The sequence below is a fragment of the Geminocystis herdmanii PCC 6308 genome (assembly GCF_000332235.1).
Lineage (GTDB): Bacteria > Cyanobacteriota > Cyanobacteriia > Cyanobacteriales > Cyanobacteriaceae > Geminocystis > Geminocystis herdmanii.
Genome location: NZ_CM001775.1, coordinates 192,961 through 209,553 on the forward strand (window position 1 = coordinate 192,961; position 16,593 = coordinate 209,553).

Annotated in this window: 17 protein-coding genes and 1 other annotated feature; of the genes, 4 read left to right on the forward strand and 13 right to left on the reverse strand. The window is 37.1% G+C overall.

The annotated features are described in order from the left end of the window. Positions 1-21: 21 nt before the first annotated feature. The 3 genes from SYN6308_RS01075 to SYN6308_RS24785 form a co-directional block, all read right to left on the reverse strand. Entirely contained in the window at positions 22-909 is an 888-nt protein-coding gene (locus SYN6308_RS01075; protein WP_017292577.1) for an ROK family protein, read from the reverse strand. Positions 910-951: 42 nt separating this feature from the next. Beyond that, positions 952-1,146, reverse strand: a complete 195-nt coding sequence (locus SYN6308_RS21365; protein WP_017292578.1) for a helix-turn-helix transcriptional regulator — start codon at positions 1,144-1,146, stop codon at positions 952-954. Between the two features lie 269 nt (positions 1,147-1,415). Next, the gene (locus SYN6308_RS24785) at positions 1,416-1,571 is read right to left on the reverse strand and encodes a helix-turn-helix transcriptional regulator (RefSeq protein ID WP_017292579.1); all 156 of its coding nucleotides are present in this window, start codon (positions 1,569-1,571) and stop codon (positions 1,416-1,418) included. A gap of 111 nt (positions 1,572-1,682) precedes the next feature. Here SYN6308_RS24785 and SYN6308_RS01090 point away from each other — a divergent pair, with 111 nt between their 5' ends. Further along, positions 1,683-1,904: a hypothetical protein gene (locus SYN6308_RS01090; RefSeq protein WP_017292580.1), complete on the forward strand. Its 222-nt coding sequence runs from the start codon at positions 1,683-1,685 to the stop codon at positions 1,902-1,904. Positions 1,905-1,906: 2 nt separating this feature from the next. Then, positions 1,907-2,074, forward strand: a complete 168-nt coding sequence (locus tag SYN6308_RS25075; protein WP_017292581.1) for a hypothetical protein — start codon at positions 1,907-1,909, stop codon at positions 2,072-2,074. Positions 2,075-2,109: 35 nt separating this feature from the next. Here SYN6308_RS25075 and SYN6308_RS01100 read toward each other — a convergent pair whose 3' ends face one another. After that, positions 2,110-3,681: a photosystem II high light acclimation radical SAM protein gene (locus SYN6308_RS01100; protein ID WP_017292582.1), complete on the reverse strand. Its 1,572-nt coding sequence runs from the start codon at positions 3,679-3,681 to the stop codon at positions 2,110-2,112. Positions 3,682-3,965: 284 nt separating this feature from the next. On the opposite strand from SYN6308_RS01100, the gene SYN6308_RS01105 reads away from it, so the two are divergent. Next, a complete protein-coding gene (locus SYN6308_RS01105; protein ID WP_017292583.1) occupies positions 3,966-6,119 on the forward strand; it encodes a polyribonucleotide nucleotidyltransferase in 2,154 nt (717 codons plus the stop codon). A gap of 615 nt (positions 6,120-6,734) precedes the next feature. On the opposite strand, the gene bchM is transcribed toward SYN6308_RS01105, so the two are convergent. The 9 genes from bchM to SYN6308_RS21385 form a co-directional block, all read right to left on the reverse strand. Then, positions 6,735-7,433, reverse strand: coding sequence for a magnesium protoporphyrin IX methyltransferase (gene bchM, locus SYN6308_RS01110; RefSeq protein WP_017292584.1), 699 nt, complete (start codon positions 7,431-7,433; stop codon positions 6,735-6,737). 76 nt (positions 7,434-7,509) lie between these two features. Next, positions 7,510-9,519 (reverse strand): molecular chaperone DnaK, encoded by a 2,010-nt coding sequence (dnaK, locus tag SYN6308_RS01115; protein WP_017292585.1) that lies wholly within the window; start codon positions 9,517-9,519, stop codon positions 7,510-7,512. A gap of 85 nt (positions 9,520-9,604) precedes the next feature. After that, complete coding sequence (gene grpE, locus SYN6308_RS01120; protein WP_017292586.1) at positions 9,605-10,405, reverse strand: nucleotide exchange factor GrpE; 801 nt, start codon at positions 10,403-10,405, stop codon at positions 9,605-9,607. Between the two features lie 210 nt (positions 10,406-10,615). Continuing rightward, positions 10,616-11,254, reverse strand: coding sequence for a histidine phosphatase family protein (locus SYN6308_RS01125; RefSeq protein ID WP_017292587.1), 639 nt, complete (start codon positions 11,252-11,254; stop codon positions 10,616-10,618). A 100-nt stretch (positions 11,255-11,354) separates the two neighbouring features. Beyond that, positions 11,355-12,725: a glycogen synthase GlgA gene (gene glgA, locus SYN6308_RS01130; RefSeq protein WP_017292588.1), complete on the reverse strand. Its 1,371-nt coding sequence runs from the start codon at positions 12,723-12,725 to the stop codon at positions 11,355-11,357. 150 nt (positions 12,726-12,875) lie between these two features. Further along, the gene (gene rplL / locus SYN6308_RS01135; protein ID WP_017292589.1) at positions 12,876-13,259 is read right to left on the reverse strand and encodes a 50S ribosomal protein L7/L12; all 384 of its coding nucleotides are present in this window, start codon (positions 13,257-13,259) and stop codon (positions 12,876-12,878) included. Positions 13,260-13,309: 50 nt separating this feature from the next. After that, positions 13,310-13,843, reverse strand: coding sequence for a 50S ribosomal protein L10 (gene rplJ / locus SYN6308_RS01140; RefSeq protein WP_026101848.1), 534 nt, complete (start codon positions 13,841-13,843; stop codon positions 13,310-13,312). A 95-nt stretch (positions 13,844-13,938) separates the two neighbouring features. Further along, positions 13,939-14,073: a sequence feature (ribosomal protein L10 leader region), on the reverse strand. Positions 14,074-14,277: 204 nt separating this feature from the next. Beyond that, on the reverse strand, positions 14,278-14,577 hold the full coding sequence (locus tag SYN6308_RS23680) for a HepT-like ribonuclease domain-containing protein (protein ID WP_071590970.1): 300 nt from the start codon (positions 14,575-14,577) through the stop codon (positions 14,278-14,280). A gap of 306 nt (positions 14,578-14,883) precedes the next feature. Further along, positions 14,884-15,084, reverse strand: coding sequence for a nucleotidyltransferase family protein (locus tag SYN6308_RS21385; protein ID WP_052312580.1), 201 nt, complete (start codon positions 15,082-15,084; stop codon positions 14,884-14,886). Positions 15,085-15,355: 271 nt separating this feature from the next. Here SYN6308_RS21385 and SYN6308_RS01150 point away from each other — a divergent pair, with 271 nt between their 5' ends. Continuing rightward, a complete protein-coding gene (locus tag SYN6308_RS01150) occupies positions 15,356-16,561 on the forward strand; it encodes a CCA tRNA nucleotidyltransferase (protein WP_017292591.1) in 1,206 nt (401 codons plus the stop codon). The last annotated feature ends 32 nt before the right edge of the window (positions 16,562-16,593 follow it).

Below are 16,593 nucleotides of genomic sequence, written 5' to 3' on the forward strand. Positions count from 1 at the left end.
TCAAAATACCTTCAAACAAAACTAACAGTTATCTAAAGCTAATTTAGCCGCCCCAACAATTCCGGCTTGATTACCTAATTGCGCTACCATTAATTTGAGTCCTACCCTTGAAGTTGGTAACACTCTTTTTTCTATCTCCGCCTCTACTGAAGGTAAAAAATATTTACTACTAGCACATACTCCTCCACCAATGATAATAGCTTCGGGAGTCAACACATAGATTAAACTGGTCAATCCATAAGCTAATTTCTTACCATAATTTTCCCAAAATGTCAAGGCTGAAAGGTCATTATTTTCTGCTAATTCTCCCAATTCCGCAGGGGTTTTGTGGGTGTCTCGATAAATCGCTGTAGCGGATACATATTGTTCTAATGAACCGTTATTGCCACTGTTGCAAGGAGCACCTTCGGGGTTGATAGTAATTAATCCTAATTCGGCGGCTGATCCTAAATGCCCTGTAAAGAGTTTACCATTGAGGATAATTGCACCGCCCACCCCCGTACCCAGTGTGAGAAGAATCAAGTTTTGATAGTTTTTTCCTGCACCTAGCCATGCTTCCCCTAATCCTGCACAGTTAGCATCATTGGCGATCGAAGTTTTTAAACCAGTTTTTTCTTCAAGGGTTTGCGCTAAGGGTACGTTATGCCAACCACTGAGGTTAATGGCTAAAAGAGCTATCCTCCCCTTTGCATCTGTTGGTCCGGGTGTACCAATTCCCAAGGCAACGGCTTTTTTTTGATGGTTTAACTGTTGTACTCCTTGCTCGATCGTACTCATTACGGCTTCGGGAGTGGCAGGTTGGGGAGTAGGAATGGTGAGGGATTCTAAGCAAGTGCCATTAGAGAGAAATCGACCTAATTTAATAGCTGTACCGCCTAAATCGACTCCAATTACTTCTTTTTCTGTCATGATGTTATTGATATGGTTCGCTGTTCATAATTTTAGGATTTTTTAGCCCATATTTCCTACGTTAATTTTCAACGGCGTAATTAAGTTTAATTGTTCTCCTAATTTTCGTTTTGCTTCCATGATTTGATAACTATTTTGTAGTCTTAAAAAATAGCCTTCCGACAGTCCAAAAAAATGACACAAACGTAAATCAGTATCGGCGGTGATACTTCTTTCTGTTATATAAAACTTACTCATAGTTACCTATGACGTTTACTTCTTGCTTCTACCAGTCAAGTCGGCTTGATACTGTCCACAAGCGTCGATTCGGATGTAACCCATCCTACTTTTATTATTCTAATTAATTGATTAATCTTGAATAATAACTAATTTTTTATTTAATTTAATCTTTAAATTAAATAGTTTTAACAGTCTTGGTTATCGACTTCACTAAAAACTAACATATTATTAAAAAAATGTCAACCTTTGAAAGTGAGTAAGTATAAATAATTATAATAAACTATTAGTTAACAGTTAAAAGCTCCTTTGATAATGGCATGAATACGATTAGGCGGTACATTGATCGCACGAGCAAGAGCATTTTGACTCATGGCTAATTCTTGTAAAAATTCTTGTTTGAGTATATCTCCAGCATGGGGATTTTTAATTAATTCTGTGGTCATAATTGTTAGTGAGAATCGATCCTCCAGAGGAACATTTGATCATTTTAACTGGGAAAAATTATAAAATTTATAAGGTACGCAACCTTCAATTAATAAAATTGAGATAAAAAAATGATTAATTCACTAGAATTTCAAACTAAAATTAAAAAAGGCAAAATTTATATTCCCGAAAAATATCAACAAGAATTAACTGAAGAAGATGAAATAACAGTTATTCTTCTTAAACAACCTAAAAAAATATCTCCAACAGGAGTTATTGCTGAATTAACAGAAAATCCTATTTCTGTTAAAAATATTCGTAAATTAACAAGAGAGGATATTTACAATTTATAAATATGAAAAATTCTCATTGTTGTTTTGATTCTAATATTTGGCTATATCGTTTTTTAATTGATCCAAATAGTGATAACTTGGAAGAAATTAGAAAGCATAATATAGCTAAAAATATTACTAATACGAATAATATTATTATTAGTATTCAAGTCCTCGAAGCCATCTCGTAAGGATTGCTTTCTAGCAATGACGGAATTTAAAAAGGTTATTTCAGCATGGTAGTTAGTTCTTTTGTTTTACTCATGGGAGCGCTTAGGGCTTCTTCTAAGTTGGCACAGCCTAATTTTTGCTCAAGAATATTAAATACTTCTCTACCAAAGTCGAGGGGGTTTTGTTTCCATGCCTGTAAGCAGACTTCCCCAAAAAATGAGCCTAAAGGTTCGGGATTCCAGAGTAATTTTTTTGCAGTCCAAGGCATCATACTCATGGGGTTATAGCCTTCTTTCAAGATGTTATTTTTGAGGGCATATTCTTCTAAGTGGGTGTGGGGTTGTAATCCAATGAAAAATATGGCAGGTTCGACTTTATCTGCACCGAATATCTTTTCTAATTCTCGATGATAGACGATCGTCTGGCGAATAGTGTCAAAAGTTTCATCTATAACGTTAAAGGAATAGTTCACGGAAACCACATCATTGAATCCAGCAGTTTTTAAGTCTCGACAATTTTGCAATACGGTTTTGAGGTTATAGCCCATGCGCATTTTACGCACTAATTCCTGTGAACCGCTCGTAATACCAATTTCAAAGTAATTCATCCCCGTTGCTACCATCAAATCGCATAATTCGGGGGTGAGGTTATCGGCTCGAATGTAGGAAGCCCAATGAATATCTTCCATGCCTGATGCTTGAATTTTTTTGAGTAGTTCGATCGCATCATTGATGTACATTTTCGCAGGGATAAATTGAGCATCGGTAAACCAAAAATTGCGAATACCTCGATCGTACAGTTGACGCATTTCCGCTACGACTTCTTCAGCAGGGTTGATTCTAACTTGTTTCCCTTCCACTACAGTATAAACGCAGTAACAACAATTATGGGGACATCCGCGCTTAGTTTGCACCCCGATATAAAAATCATTTTCTTGAAAATAGTAGTCAAAATCACTCCAAATATTAGCGATATAGTCGTAATTACAAGCAGTTTTTTCGAGGGGTGCAGGTTGTTCATGAATTAAGCCTTTTCTGGGTTCTTTCCCACCAACTACATAACAACGCTCGTTGGTAAAATCTTGATTAGTGAGGATTTTTTCCATCAATGCTTCTCCTTCTCCCACAGATACGATCGTACCTTGAGGTAGTGAAGTTTTTAACTGTTCATAAAACACACTCACCGCGCCACCGCCCACCATTACTTTGATGTCTGAGTTATATTTTTGAGCTTGTTTTAAGCCTTTTTTAATCAACCTTGCATTGCGCCACAATTCCCCATAGTAAGCGGTAGCCACTTTTAAACCACCAAACGCTCCCCGTAACCTAATTAAAGGATTTTGGGCGTAATAAAATTCAAAGGCATTTTGTAACGGATTGCCTCCCCTACCCCCTACTGGTGCATAAATTTGGATGTCTCGCCATGAGTAAACTAACATGGTAGGCTGAAATTCATCGATACATTCTATCAAAGCTCGATCGAAATCCAAAGGAGGAATTGTACCTAAATCAAAGATTTTTTGTTCTATATCAGGGAATAATTTATGAACATGATCCGCTAAATATACCACTCCGATGGGAAAAATGGGATTACAAGGAAGTCTTAGGTATAATATTTTTTCTGCCATGATTTTATACAATTCTTTAATTAAATGAGAGTTAACGGTGGGAATGAGTTAATGATTTCTCATCTATCTTAATATATTTTAACAATGGTGAATAGGGATTAGGGGATTAGGGCGTTAGGGGGATTAGGGGATTAGGGCGTTAGGGGATTAGGGGATTAGGGGATTAGGGGATTAGGGAAAAAAATTCTTAATTCTTAATTCTTAATTCTTAATTCTTAATTGTCCTAAAAATGTTAGGATTACATGGTGTATAGAGAAAAGTGAAGCATAAGGAAAAAAGTTGAATGGAAGAATATAATAAGTCAATTTCTTTTTTTGAAGGAAGAGATATAAAGATTAAAGTCGGATTATTTGCTCCTCAAGCTGGTGGAACAGTTTTAATTCAAGCAGGTGAAACCGCAGTTTTGGTGACGGCAACTCGTACTAAAGGCAGAGAGGGTATTGATTTTCTCCCCTTGACGGTGGATTATGAAGAAAGATTGTATGCCGCAGGGCGTATTCCGGGAGGTTTCTTACGCAGAGAAGGACGGCCTCCAGAACGGGCAACCCTTACCAGTCGCTTGATCGATCGACCTTTACGCCCTCTTTTTCCCTCATGGTTAAGGGATGATTTACAAATCGTGGCGACGACTTTATCGATGGATGAAGAAGTACCCCCAGATGTTTTAGCTGTTACAGGAGCTTCGATCGCAACTTTAGTAGCTCAAATTCCCTTTTGTGGACCGATGGCGGCGGTAAGGGTAGGATTAGTTCATGATGAATTTATCATTAACCCTACCTTCCGAGAAATCGAAAACGGCGATCTTGATTTAGTGGTAGCTGGTACTCCTGATGGTATCGTTATGGTGGAAGCTGGTGCGAATCAGTTACCCGAACAAGATATTATTGAGGCGATCGAATTTGGCTATGAAGCAATTTTAGAGTTAATTCAAGCGCAAACAGATCTCATTAAAGAATTAGGTATTGAGATCAAAGTCGAAAATAAAGAAGAAGACAACCCCGCCGTTGTGGACTTTATTAACGAAAAAGCGACTGAAGAAATCAAACAAGTTCTCACTCATTTCGACTACGATAAAACCGCACGAGATGAAGCCTTAGACGCTATTCAAGCTAATGTCCAAGAAGCGATTAAGGCTTTAGAGGATGACAATGAAATTAAAACTGTCGTAGCTGAGGATTCTAAACTTCTTGCTAATCTATTTAAAAAGTTGACAAAAAAACTCATGCGCCGTCAAATTATTGAAGATGGTGTCAGAGTTGACGGCAGAAAATTAGATCAAGTGCGCCCTATTTCTTCCCGGGTTGGTTTATTACCTGCCAGAGTTCATGGTAGTGGTTTATTCCAAAGAGGTTTAACTCAGGTACTCTCGATCGCAACTTTAGGTACATCAGGAGACGCTCAGGATTTAGCCGACGACTTACACCCCGACTTTGAAAAACGTTACCTCCATCACTATAATTTTCCCCCTTACTCTGTGGGAGAAACCAAACCCTTACGCCCCCCCGGCAGACGTGAAATCGGTCATGGTGCGTTAGCAGAACGGGCTATCACCCCTGTTTTACCACCTCAGCAAGATTTCCCTTATGTAATTCGTGTTGTGTCCGAAGTATTGTCTTCTAACGGTTCAACCTCTATGGGTTCGGTATGTGGCTCAACTTTAGCCTTAATGGATGCAGGAGTACCCATTACTAAGCCTGTTAGTGGTGCAGCTATGGGATTAATCAAAGAAGGCGATGAAATTCGCATCTTAACCGATATTCAAGGTATCGAAGACTTTTTAGGAGATATGGACTTTAAAGTAGCAGGTACAGATAGCGGTATTACTGCTTTACAAATGGATATGAAAATTACAGGGTTGAGAATGGAAACCATCTCCGATGCTGTGAAACAAGCAAAAGAAGCTCGTTTGCATATCCTAGGGGAAATGATGAAAACCATCAGCGCGCCTCGTCAAGAATTGTCTCCCTATGCACCTCGTTTAATGACCATGAAAATCGATCCTGATATGATTGGTTTAGTCATTGGACCCGGTGGAAAGACTATCAAAGGTATTACAGAACAAACAGGCTCAAAAATCGACATCGCCGATGATGGTACTGTAACTATTTGTGCAGTACAAGCAGAACGGGCGCAGGAAGCTAAACGCATCATTCAAACCATGACTCGTAAACTCAACGAGGGGGATGTGTATTTAGGACGTGTAACCCGTGTTATCGATATTGGTGCTTTTGTGGAAGTTTTACCCGGTAAAGAAGGCATGATTCATATTTCCCAACTTGCTGAACATCGTGTGGGTAAAGTGGAAGATGAAGTTACTATCGGCGATGAAATCATCGTTAAAATTCGTGGTTTTGATCAAAAAGGACGTTTGAATTTAACTCGTTTAGGTATTCATCCTGAACAAGCTGCGATCGCCCGACAAGAATCAAAAATTTAAGTAGGGTTTTATTGACTACCTCAGTTCGACAGAAGAAAAATGGTGAAGACGAGACAGGTGGACAAGTGGACAAGTGGACAGGAAGAAAAATTTTCAATATTTGTACATTTTTGAGAGAATTTTATTGATTCACAAGAAATATAATCCCCCTATCTGCCTGTCTGCCTGTCAACGAGAGTCAGTTCTCACCAATAATTTTATAGTTCACTCAGGTTATTGACTAGGGTGTTAGGTATGGCGTGTTAGGTTTTAGGTTAAAGAATGAAAAATCAAGGCTTTGAATCCTTGCATAATACAAAAAAACTATTAAAAATAACCTGAGTTCGACATAAAATTTTCGGTGCTGTAAAGGTGTTAGGTGTCAGGTATTAGGTATTAGGTTAAAGAATTGACAAAAAATATATCTTAATTGATTTGTTTATGTTCAATTTTTTGATCGAATTATATCATCTTCTGAAAACTACACCTGAAACCTGCAACCTGCAACCTGCAACCTACCTAAATCAGACATTCTTGTATCGAACTGAGGTAAAAATAAGGTCAAAAGTGTTCACTTGAGGAATAACAATCCTCAAAACTGAGCACTATCTCCTATCTTCTATCTCCTACTCTCAATTATCTAACAGCTTCTAAGAGACGAGAATAATAAAAATTGGTACTAGTCATACCTGTGCGCTTGATTTGAAAACCATTATCTTGAAGAATTTTGATAATATCTTCTTCCTTGTGTTGATAAGCACGAGTGGTTTTACTAGGACCGGGAAAAAACTCGCCAATACGTTTTAAAATAGTTAAAAAGAAGGTTTTAGGGGCAAAACTCAAGATTAAACGAGATTTTGCTAAGGATGATAGATGTTTAATCATGGTGGCTGCTTCTTCTGTGGGATAGTGTATCAAGACATCTAAGCAGATCACGGTGTCATACTCTCCCCTAATGGATTCTAAATCTTGTACTCCTAACCTGATATTACGAGGATTTGTCATCACTTGTTTTATCCTCTCGGCTGCTTCTCCCACCATTTTAGCCGAGATGTCACTAGCAAAGACGATCGAGCCTTCTTGAGCAAGGGGAATGGTTAAACTACCAACACCGCAACCAGCATCACAGATAGTAAGATCAGCTAAGTTACCGTCTTCTTTTAACCAAGTGACAACTTTATCGATGGTTTGTTGATGTCCTTCCCTAATATCTAATTGTACTTTATTGACTTGTCCGTCACCGTAAATATTGCGCCATCGATCGAACCCCGTAGCATTAAAATATTCTTTGACGATCGTCTTATCATCTAAGGATTTTTGTACTGTATTAACCATGAGATATATTGCTGAAAATAATATTATTTGAATCTACAAGATATTAATTTATCATTATATTCAGCATGGGAATAATTTAATCTACGGTTTCATAATCCCCCGTAATAGTCTCATCTTTATCATAGTCAAATTCAAATTCACTGGGGTCTTCAGAAATTTGACTTAAACCGCTTAAAATCTCGTCTTCAATGCTCTTAAAGTCGTCATCATTATCTAATTCTTCGTAGGCTGTATCGCTATGATCTTGGAAACTACCGATAATAGTGGGGTCTTGATTTGATTCATAGGCTTGAGTTCCAATATTAACAACTAAGCTACGAAAGTTATCCATTAAGCCTTCTACTTGGGAAACTGGTGTAGTAGAAGATTCGATGCCATCTTCAAGTTTGCGACGACTTAATTCAATACTATTTTTTAATTCACTACTGACTAGATGAGGATTTTTATCCAGGGTTAACTGATAGCTATACATGAGACTATCTAATTGTTTCTTAATTTCCACTAATTCTAATCGACGACTATCATCAGAAGCAAATCTTTCCGCTTCTTGTCTCATGCCTTCAATTTCCGAAGAACTTAACGCTCCCGTATTAGTAATTAAGATACTTTGTTCAACTCCTGTACCTTTATCTTTCGCCGATACTTTTAAAATACCGTCCACATCAATATCAAAAGATACCTCGATCTGGGGTACTCCTCTAGGGGCAGGGGGGATTCCTGTTAACAAGAATTTTCCTAAACTTTTGTTATCTTTCACCATCGATCGTTCCCCTTGCAACACATGGACTTCTACGGAACTTTGTCCATCAATGGCAGTGGAAAACACTTGAGTGCGACTGGTGGGAATTGTTGTATTTCTTTCTATAACTTTTGTGAACACTTCCCCTAAAGTTTCTAACCCTAAAGATAAAGGAGTCACATCTAATAAAAGCAAGTTGCGTACTTCTCCCCCTAAAACTCCTCCTTGCACGGCAGCCCCTAAAGCTACCGCTTCATCGGGGTTAACCGATCGATCGATGGGGATACTTTTACCGAAATATTCCTCAATTTTTTCTGAGATAGCTGGAGTACGAGTTGAACCGCCCACTAACACAATACGACGAATTTGATCTTTCCTCAGACCAGAATCTTTTAAAGCCTGTTCCATGGGATACACAATGTCATTGATTAAAGGGGTAATCAAATCAATTAATTGAGGGCGAGACAACTCCAATTCTAAATGTTTCGGTCCACTTTCATCGGCAGTAATAAAAGGTAAATTGATGGAGGTTTGAGACATATTCGATAATTCGATTTTGGCTTTTTCTGCCGCTTCTCGCAGACGTTGTAAAGCCATTTTGTCCGATCGTAAATCAATACCTTCCTGTTGTTCAAACCTCGCAATCAACCAGTCCACAATCACCGCATCAAAATCATCTCCCCCTAACTGGTTATTTCCAGAAGTAGAAACAACCTTAAAAATACCATTGCCTAGTTGTAAAATAGAAACGTCAAAAGTTCCACCACCCAAGTCAAAAACTAAAACGTATTGATCTTCATCTTGTTTATCTAAGCCATAAGCTAAAGCTGCCGCCGTTGGTTCATTAATAATCCTCATTACCTCCAAACCAGCGATAACTCCAGCATCTTTTGTGGCTTGTCTTTGAGCATCGGTAAAATAGGCTGGAACTGTAATGACGGCTTGGGTAACGGTTTCACCTAAAAAAGTTTCCGCATCATTTTTTAATTTTTGCAGAATCATGGCGGATATTTCTTGAGGAGTATAACTTTTACCCTGAATATCCACCGCTACCATGTTATCTTTTCCTCTAACACAGTTATAAGTGACTCTTTTACGTTCGATTTCCGTTTCTTCCCAACGATGACCTATAAAGCGTTTAATACTATAAATAGTATTTTCTGCATTAGTCACTGCTTGTCTTTTCGCCAATTGCCCGACTAATCTTTGATTGCCTTTACCGAAACCCACAATACTAGGGGTAGTTCTTGAGCCTTCTTGATTAGTGATGACGATGGGTTTTCCCCCTTCTAAAACGGAAACACAACTATTAGTTGTACCCAAATCTATACCTATTACCTTTCCCATAGCTAAACAGTGATGGTGGTTTACTTAGTGATTGAACTATCGTTATATAATTATAGTTAGGATAGAAAATTATGAACAAATTTTCTTAACTATTTTCTGAAGCATTGTCGTTAACTTCTTCTGTGTCAGAATCTTCTAAGACAGCAGCGACTTTAACCATGGCATATCTTAAAACTTCATTGTTAAGAAGATACCCTCGAACTAACTGTTCCATAACAGTACCCTCTTCGTATTCTTTAGTAGGCTCTCTTAACATTGCCTCATGGAAATTAGGATCAAAGGGTTCTCCTTCAGGGCGCATGGCGGAAACGCCAATTTTTTTGAGACTATCCACAAAGGTTTTATATACTCCTTGATAGCTTTTATGGATGTTCAATTCTCCGTCATTAGAGGGTTTAATTTGAGTTCTTGCTCGTTCAAAGTTATCTACTACGGGTAAGAGTTCCAGAATAGTTTTTTTCTTAATTACCTGTTCTAGTTCTTCTTTTTCTTTACTGGTACGACGGCGGTAGTTCTCAAAATCTGCGGTCAATCTAGTGTATTGCCCTTGAATCGATTTGCCCTGCTCTACTTCCAGTTCTAGTTTTGTTTTTAGTTGGGCAATTTCTGCTTCTAGTTGGTCTATATGGGCTTGGGTTGCCTCATCTATAGAGACGACTTCTGTTTCAATATTTTCTGGGGATTGCTCCTCAGATTCCGATTCTAAGGTTAATTCTTCGATCGAATCTTCGGTGTCATCTCCCGAAACGGGGATTGACTCGTCACCGAGTTGATCTGAGATAAAATCTGTTTCCTGTGTAGTCAAATCTTCATCGGAAGAATTTTCTAAATTATCAGCCATTGCTATCTCTTGTTCTAAATCAGGGTAGTTGTCCGTTTCACTCATCATAACTGCAAATATTTTTAATACTTAAAAGAAAGCTATTTCTCTGTATTTAATGTTTATACCTCATTTTACCCTAAAATGTTCTTGTCTTGATAGTGAATAATAAATAGTTGATAGTGAATAGTGGAAATATTTTTAATTCTACCTTCTCTATATACTCCTTACTTATTACTCCTTACTCATTACTCATTACTCATTACTCATTACTTATTACGTTCCTTGCCTATTCCTTAAATCATCACGAAGGTGCGATCGATCGGCTAAGATTTTCAGTAAAGGACCTCTTTCCGTAAATTCTACCACCGTCACGGAAGCAACGGGCATGGCAATGCGATCTCGATAACGTCCTATATCGATACCCAGCAAACTACAAAGCATAATGCGAATAGTTGCCTTATGAGAAACCACTAAAACGTTACCTGTAGAATAATTTTGTTCAATTTCTTCTAAGACTTGACTGCTACGTCTAGCTATATCAATACCTTTTTCCCCCCCCGTAGGGGCATTCCAACCCGGGTCTGCTAACCAGCGCACATACTCATCATGATATTCTTGATTAACTTGTTGAGGGGTTTTCCCTTCCCAATTACCATAAGCAATTTCTCGTAATCCGTCTCTTTGTTGAATTCCCATACCAAGGGTTTTCGCCAAAGGGGTTGCGGTGGCGATCGTGCGTGATAACGGACTAGAAAAAATACCTTGCCAAGATAAATTTTTATAGGCTTGACAAAAATCTTCAGCCATCAAATAACCTTCTTCTGTCAAATCTAAATCGAGAATGCCACAATAACCACCACTGACACTGGAAGTGGTTTCGCCGTGCCTTAAAAAGTAAATTGTTAAACTCATTAGGATAGGTGTTAGGTATTAGGTATTAGGTATTAGGGAATAGATAATGAGTAAGGATGGCAACATCGTTAATTCTCCATTCTCCATTCTCCATTCTCCATTAATTAATGATTTGTTCATACATTTTGAGATATTCAACGGCGGATTTTTGCCAACTAAAATCTTGATTCATGCCTCGAATTTGCAGTTTTTGCCATTCTTTTTTAAAGCGAAAACCCTCATAGGCTCGAATTAGACAAGTATATAAGTCTAAAGGCTCATATCGATCGAAACTATAACCTGTACCAGATTCGTTGCTAGGATCGAAGAAAGAAACCGTATCCACTAAACCGCCAGTTTTGCGCACAATGGGAATCGCACCATAACGCATCGCTAACAATTGACTAATACCACAAGGTTCAAATCGAGAAGGCATTAAAAAGGCATCGATACCGCTATAAACCCGACGGGAGATAGCTTCATTATGTAACAACTGAACGGAAATTCGTCCTCGATGACGGGAAGACATTTCCCATAACTGGGTTTCATAAAATCGATCGCCCGTACCCAGTATAATTAGTTGAGCATCGGTATAAGCCAAAAATCGATCGATCGTTTGTAAAACCAAATCAATACCCTTTTGCTCCACTAAACGAGTCACCATACCCACTAAAAAAGCATTACGATTCACATCTAACCCCGATTCTTCCTGAAGGGAAATTTTATTAAATCGTCTTTTATCAATGGTTTCTGCCGTGAAATTTTGGTGAATTAATTTATCCGTAGCTGGGTTATATTTATCCGTATCAATACCATTAACAATACCCCACAACTTGCCACTAATCCAAGATAATAAACCATGTAAATTTTCTCCATACTCAGGAGTTTTTATTTGGGCGGCATAGGTAGGGGAAACCGTATTCACCAAATTAGCAAACTGTAAACCTGCGGACATAGTATTGTCTCCCACCATATACCAAGGACACCACGTCATCTGTTCTAACAACTCTCGTCCCGGTCCTTGATAGGCTAAATTATGAATAGTGAAAACAGTACTAATATCTGGAGATTGGTGCATCCATACGGGAATCATCCCCGTATGCCAATCATGACAGTGAATAATATCTGGTTTCCAATAATTCCAAGCAAATTCTGCTGCACCATTCGCAAAAAAGGTAAAACGCCAATATTCATCATCGCCACCATAAACACTACGTCCCCCGAAACAAGGATGTCCAAAAAGGTATAAAGGTACATCAGTTTCAGGTAAAACAGTTTCATACACTGCAAATTTTTGAAACATGGCATCTCCCCACCAAATGGGTTCCCTAGGAACATCTAATTTATCTGGTAAAAAGCCATAATAAGGCATGAAAATTCGGACATCATGACCTAGTTTGCGTAAAATTTGAGGTAACGCACCGACAACATCCCCCATTCCTCCAACCTTAGCTACGGGTGCAGCCTCTGCCGCCACAAATAAAATTTGCATAGTAATTTAGTTTAAGTGTGATTTCTCAAGACTAGGGTGATTTTGACATAATCTTACTACTTATGCAAAAAAAATTTTTGAATCAAAAAAAGACGGGCTAATGATAAATTAACTCCGTCTTTTTCCTATGCTTAATTTTAAGTACAAAAATTATTTAATACTTGCTTTTGCACCAGCTTCTTCTAATTGTTTTTTGATGGTTTCAGCTTCTTCTTTAGCAACACCTTCTTTAACAGCTTTAGGAGCAGCTTCTACTAATTCTTTGGTTTCTTTTAAGCCTAAACCAGTGATAGTACGAACGACTTTAAGTACGTCCATTTTCTTCTCACCGAAACTTTCTAAGATAACATCAAATTCAGTTTGTTCTTCAACTTCTTCAGCCGCAGCAGCAGGGGCAGCTGCCATCATCATACCACCGACAGGAGCTGCAGCACTTACGCCGAATACTTCTTCGATTTGTTTAACTAATTCAGAGGCTTCTAAGAGGCTTAAAGTTTTTAACTCTTCAATAATATTTGCTACTTTATCAGACATAATTAAATTTGATCTCCTTTGTGTAATAATTCGATAATCGATCGAGCCTACTAGGCTGCTTCTTTTTGAGACTTGACTGCATCAACGGCACGAGCCAAAGATGTAGGAACTTCGTTGATACCACGAGCGACTTTGGCGGTGATAGCATTGATAGTACCAGCGATTTGGGCAATGAGTTGATCTTTGGTGGGTAAGTCTGCTAAGGCTTTAACCTGTGCTTCAGAAAGGGTTTGTCCTTCCATGGCGCCACCTTTTAGTTCGCTTTTTTTGCGTTCTTTTTGGAATGCTTGATAAGCACGAACTGCTGTACCAATATTTTCCTCATCAGCTAAGATAAAAGCAGAAGTACCTTTTAATAGAGGGTTAATTGCTTCCCAATATTCGTTTCCTTCTACGGCTTTACTCATTAAGGTATTTTTTGTTACCTTACAGATAGTGCCGTTTTCTCTTAAACGATTACGCAAGTCGCTAATGTCAGCAACACTAAGCCCCTGATAATCAACTACGATCGCCAATCGAGATTTATCGAGTAACTGTTTAATTTCAGCTACTTCTTGTTTTTTGCTCTCAAGGGATTTAGATATTGTTCTCACCTCCTGGGGTGTTAAATTGTTGTCTAGTGACAATTAAAAAAACCCTAGCCATAATTAGCACGGGTTTTGGTTGATGTATCGAGATAATTTTTAATCATAAATCGTGAATTGCTTAGAAATAATCTAAGAATCACTTTGAATTTTTAATATCTGCATCAACCTAGGCAGGGATTATTAAGCCTTTAAGCGCCTGCTGTCTTTGGCTGTCGTCAATTTTTATAATATTTTTTGACTCAGAATCAATATTATAACTTATTGTGACTCTTTTTGCAAAAGATTTTATCTATACTGATTAAACATCGATCGTAATTCCTGTAGAGGCGTAAAATTTTACTACTCTACAACTATTTGACTTAAGATTTAGTAGGGTGGGCATTGCCCACCAACCCTCATAAATAGTGTCATTGTATTTTTTAAAGGCAACATTAGTTTTTAGTCATTGGTAAAAGAGGAGAAATATATTGATGTAAAGTAGGCAAATTGACGTTTATTACTGTCCAAACTTCTTCTAAATCTACATTATCGTAATTATGAGTAATAATATCTCTCATTCCTGCTATTTGTTTCCAAGGAATAGAAGGATGTTGTTGTCGAAAATCTGCTGATAATCTTTTTGTTGCTTCTCCAATAATGATAATTCTTCTTAAAACGGCATCTTGTTTTTCTTGATTTTTTGCTAATTCTTGATAACTAACATTTTTTGTATAATTAAAAATTAATTCAATGGCTTAATAAATATCTAATAAAGTTATTAAATTACTCACAATAAATCACCTCTGCTGAGTTTAAAATTTCTTCTTTTTTTAACCAATTACTACTATTTTCAATAGCTTTTTTACTAACTAAATCTACTTTTCTGTTACACATTTTTTCTAACTTTTCTTTGAGAATAATTTTTTCTATAGCAATCAGGAATCATTTGTGAGAAATAAATTATTAGAAAAAATATCGAAGATACGACTAATCTTGCCTTTTGCCTTTTGCCTCTTGCCTTTGATGATAAGATAATTTTCACAACTCATAACTGACTGCTATAATAATCCTCTAGTAGCAAAGGGAGAATAAGTAACAAGAAAATCTATGTCACTTTGAGAGTTAAAATCATCTCTCAAAATAGAGCCAAAAACAGCTAACTCAGAGATATAATTATCTTGGCAAAAATCAATTAATTCTTGAGGTTTTATCTTTAATCTTTGATAAATTAAATAGTAATTATCAGCTATTTTTAACATTTTAACAAAGTCCTTAATAATTTTATTGATTAACTTTTCATCTGAATAAAATTTAAAAATTTTCTTATAAACTGTGTAATTAGGGTTGCTTAAAGAGAATTATTGGCTAGTTATTTCACAATAACATTATAGTATTAGGTTGGTTAAATTAGTCATAAATAAACTTAGTGGCATTTGTGCTGGGTTTCGTTTTCTCAACCCAACCTACAAATTAAATGTAATTAACTATGGAAACTTGATATAATTTTTATGCTAAATTATAGATTTTCTAATGTCTTTATCTCAGTTTCTTCTTGATAATTTGCCTTTCCCCTTGACTTTATTACCAGATGATTGTTATTTGGTGGGAGGGGCGGTTAGAGATGTATTGTTAAATAGAAAAAGAGAATTTATTGATTTGGATTTTGTTGTACCTCACAGCGCCATTAAAATTGCTAAAAATATTGCTCATTTATATCATGGTGGTTTTGTGGTACTAGATGCCGATCGACATATTGCTAGAGTGGTATTTTCTGATGGTACGATCGATCTAGCAAATCAAGAAGGGGATAGTATCTATACTGACTTAGCTAGACGAGATTATACGATTAACTCGATCGCCTATCATTGTCATAAACAAGAAATTATTGATCCCTTTGAAGGACAAAAAGACATCAAAGCGGGGATAATGAGAATGATAAGTCCTAAAAACTTAGAAGATGATCCCTTAAGATTATTAAGAGGTTATCGTCAGGGTTGTCAATTAAACTTTACCATAGAAGACAAAACCCGTTACACGATTCAACAGTTAGCTTCTCAACTAACAAAGGTTGCACCAGAAAGAATTAACACCGAGTTGGGTTATATGTTTGCCCATGAAAAGGGTAGTTATTGGTTAATCAAGGCTTTTGAGGATGGTTTGTTGACTATACGTCACCCTCATCTTGACGATACAAAAATAAGTTATCTTCCTTTGATAGATAATTCTGCTCAATGGTTAAAAGCAAAAGGTTGTAAATTTGAGTCTATTATCCCTAGTTATTATCAAAATGCGAAATTAGCTTGTTTTACCGATAATAACCCTAAAAATGCGGAAAAAGAGTTAATCCATCTCAAATATTCTCGTCAAGATATTAAAGTTGTCACCACGATTCTTGAATATACTCCCTGTTTACTCAAAAAGGATTTTGCTTCTGATTTAACACAACAATATTTTTTCTTTCGGGCTGTAAGAGATATTTTCCCCATTTTGGCTATTTTCGCCCATGCACATCACATTGACCAAAATTTAATTATGATGTTGCTCGATCGATATATGGATGATAATGATATAGTTGCCCATAGTCAACCTATACTCACGGGAAAAGAGATTATGGAGACTCTCAACATCTCTCCTAGCCCTTTAGTTGGCAAACTGTTAACGGATGTTCAAATTGCCTATATTGAAGGGAAAGTTAATAATAAAAATGAGGCTTTACAGTACGTTCGATCGAGCTAAAATTGGCAATAGGGATTATTAGACTTTTCAAA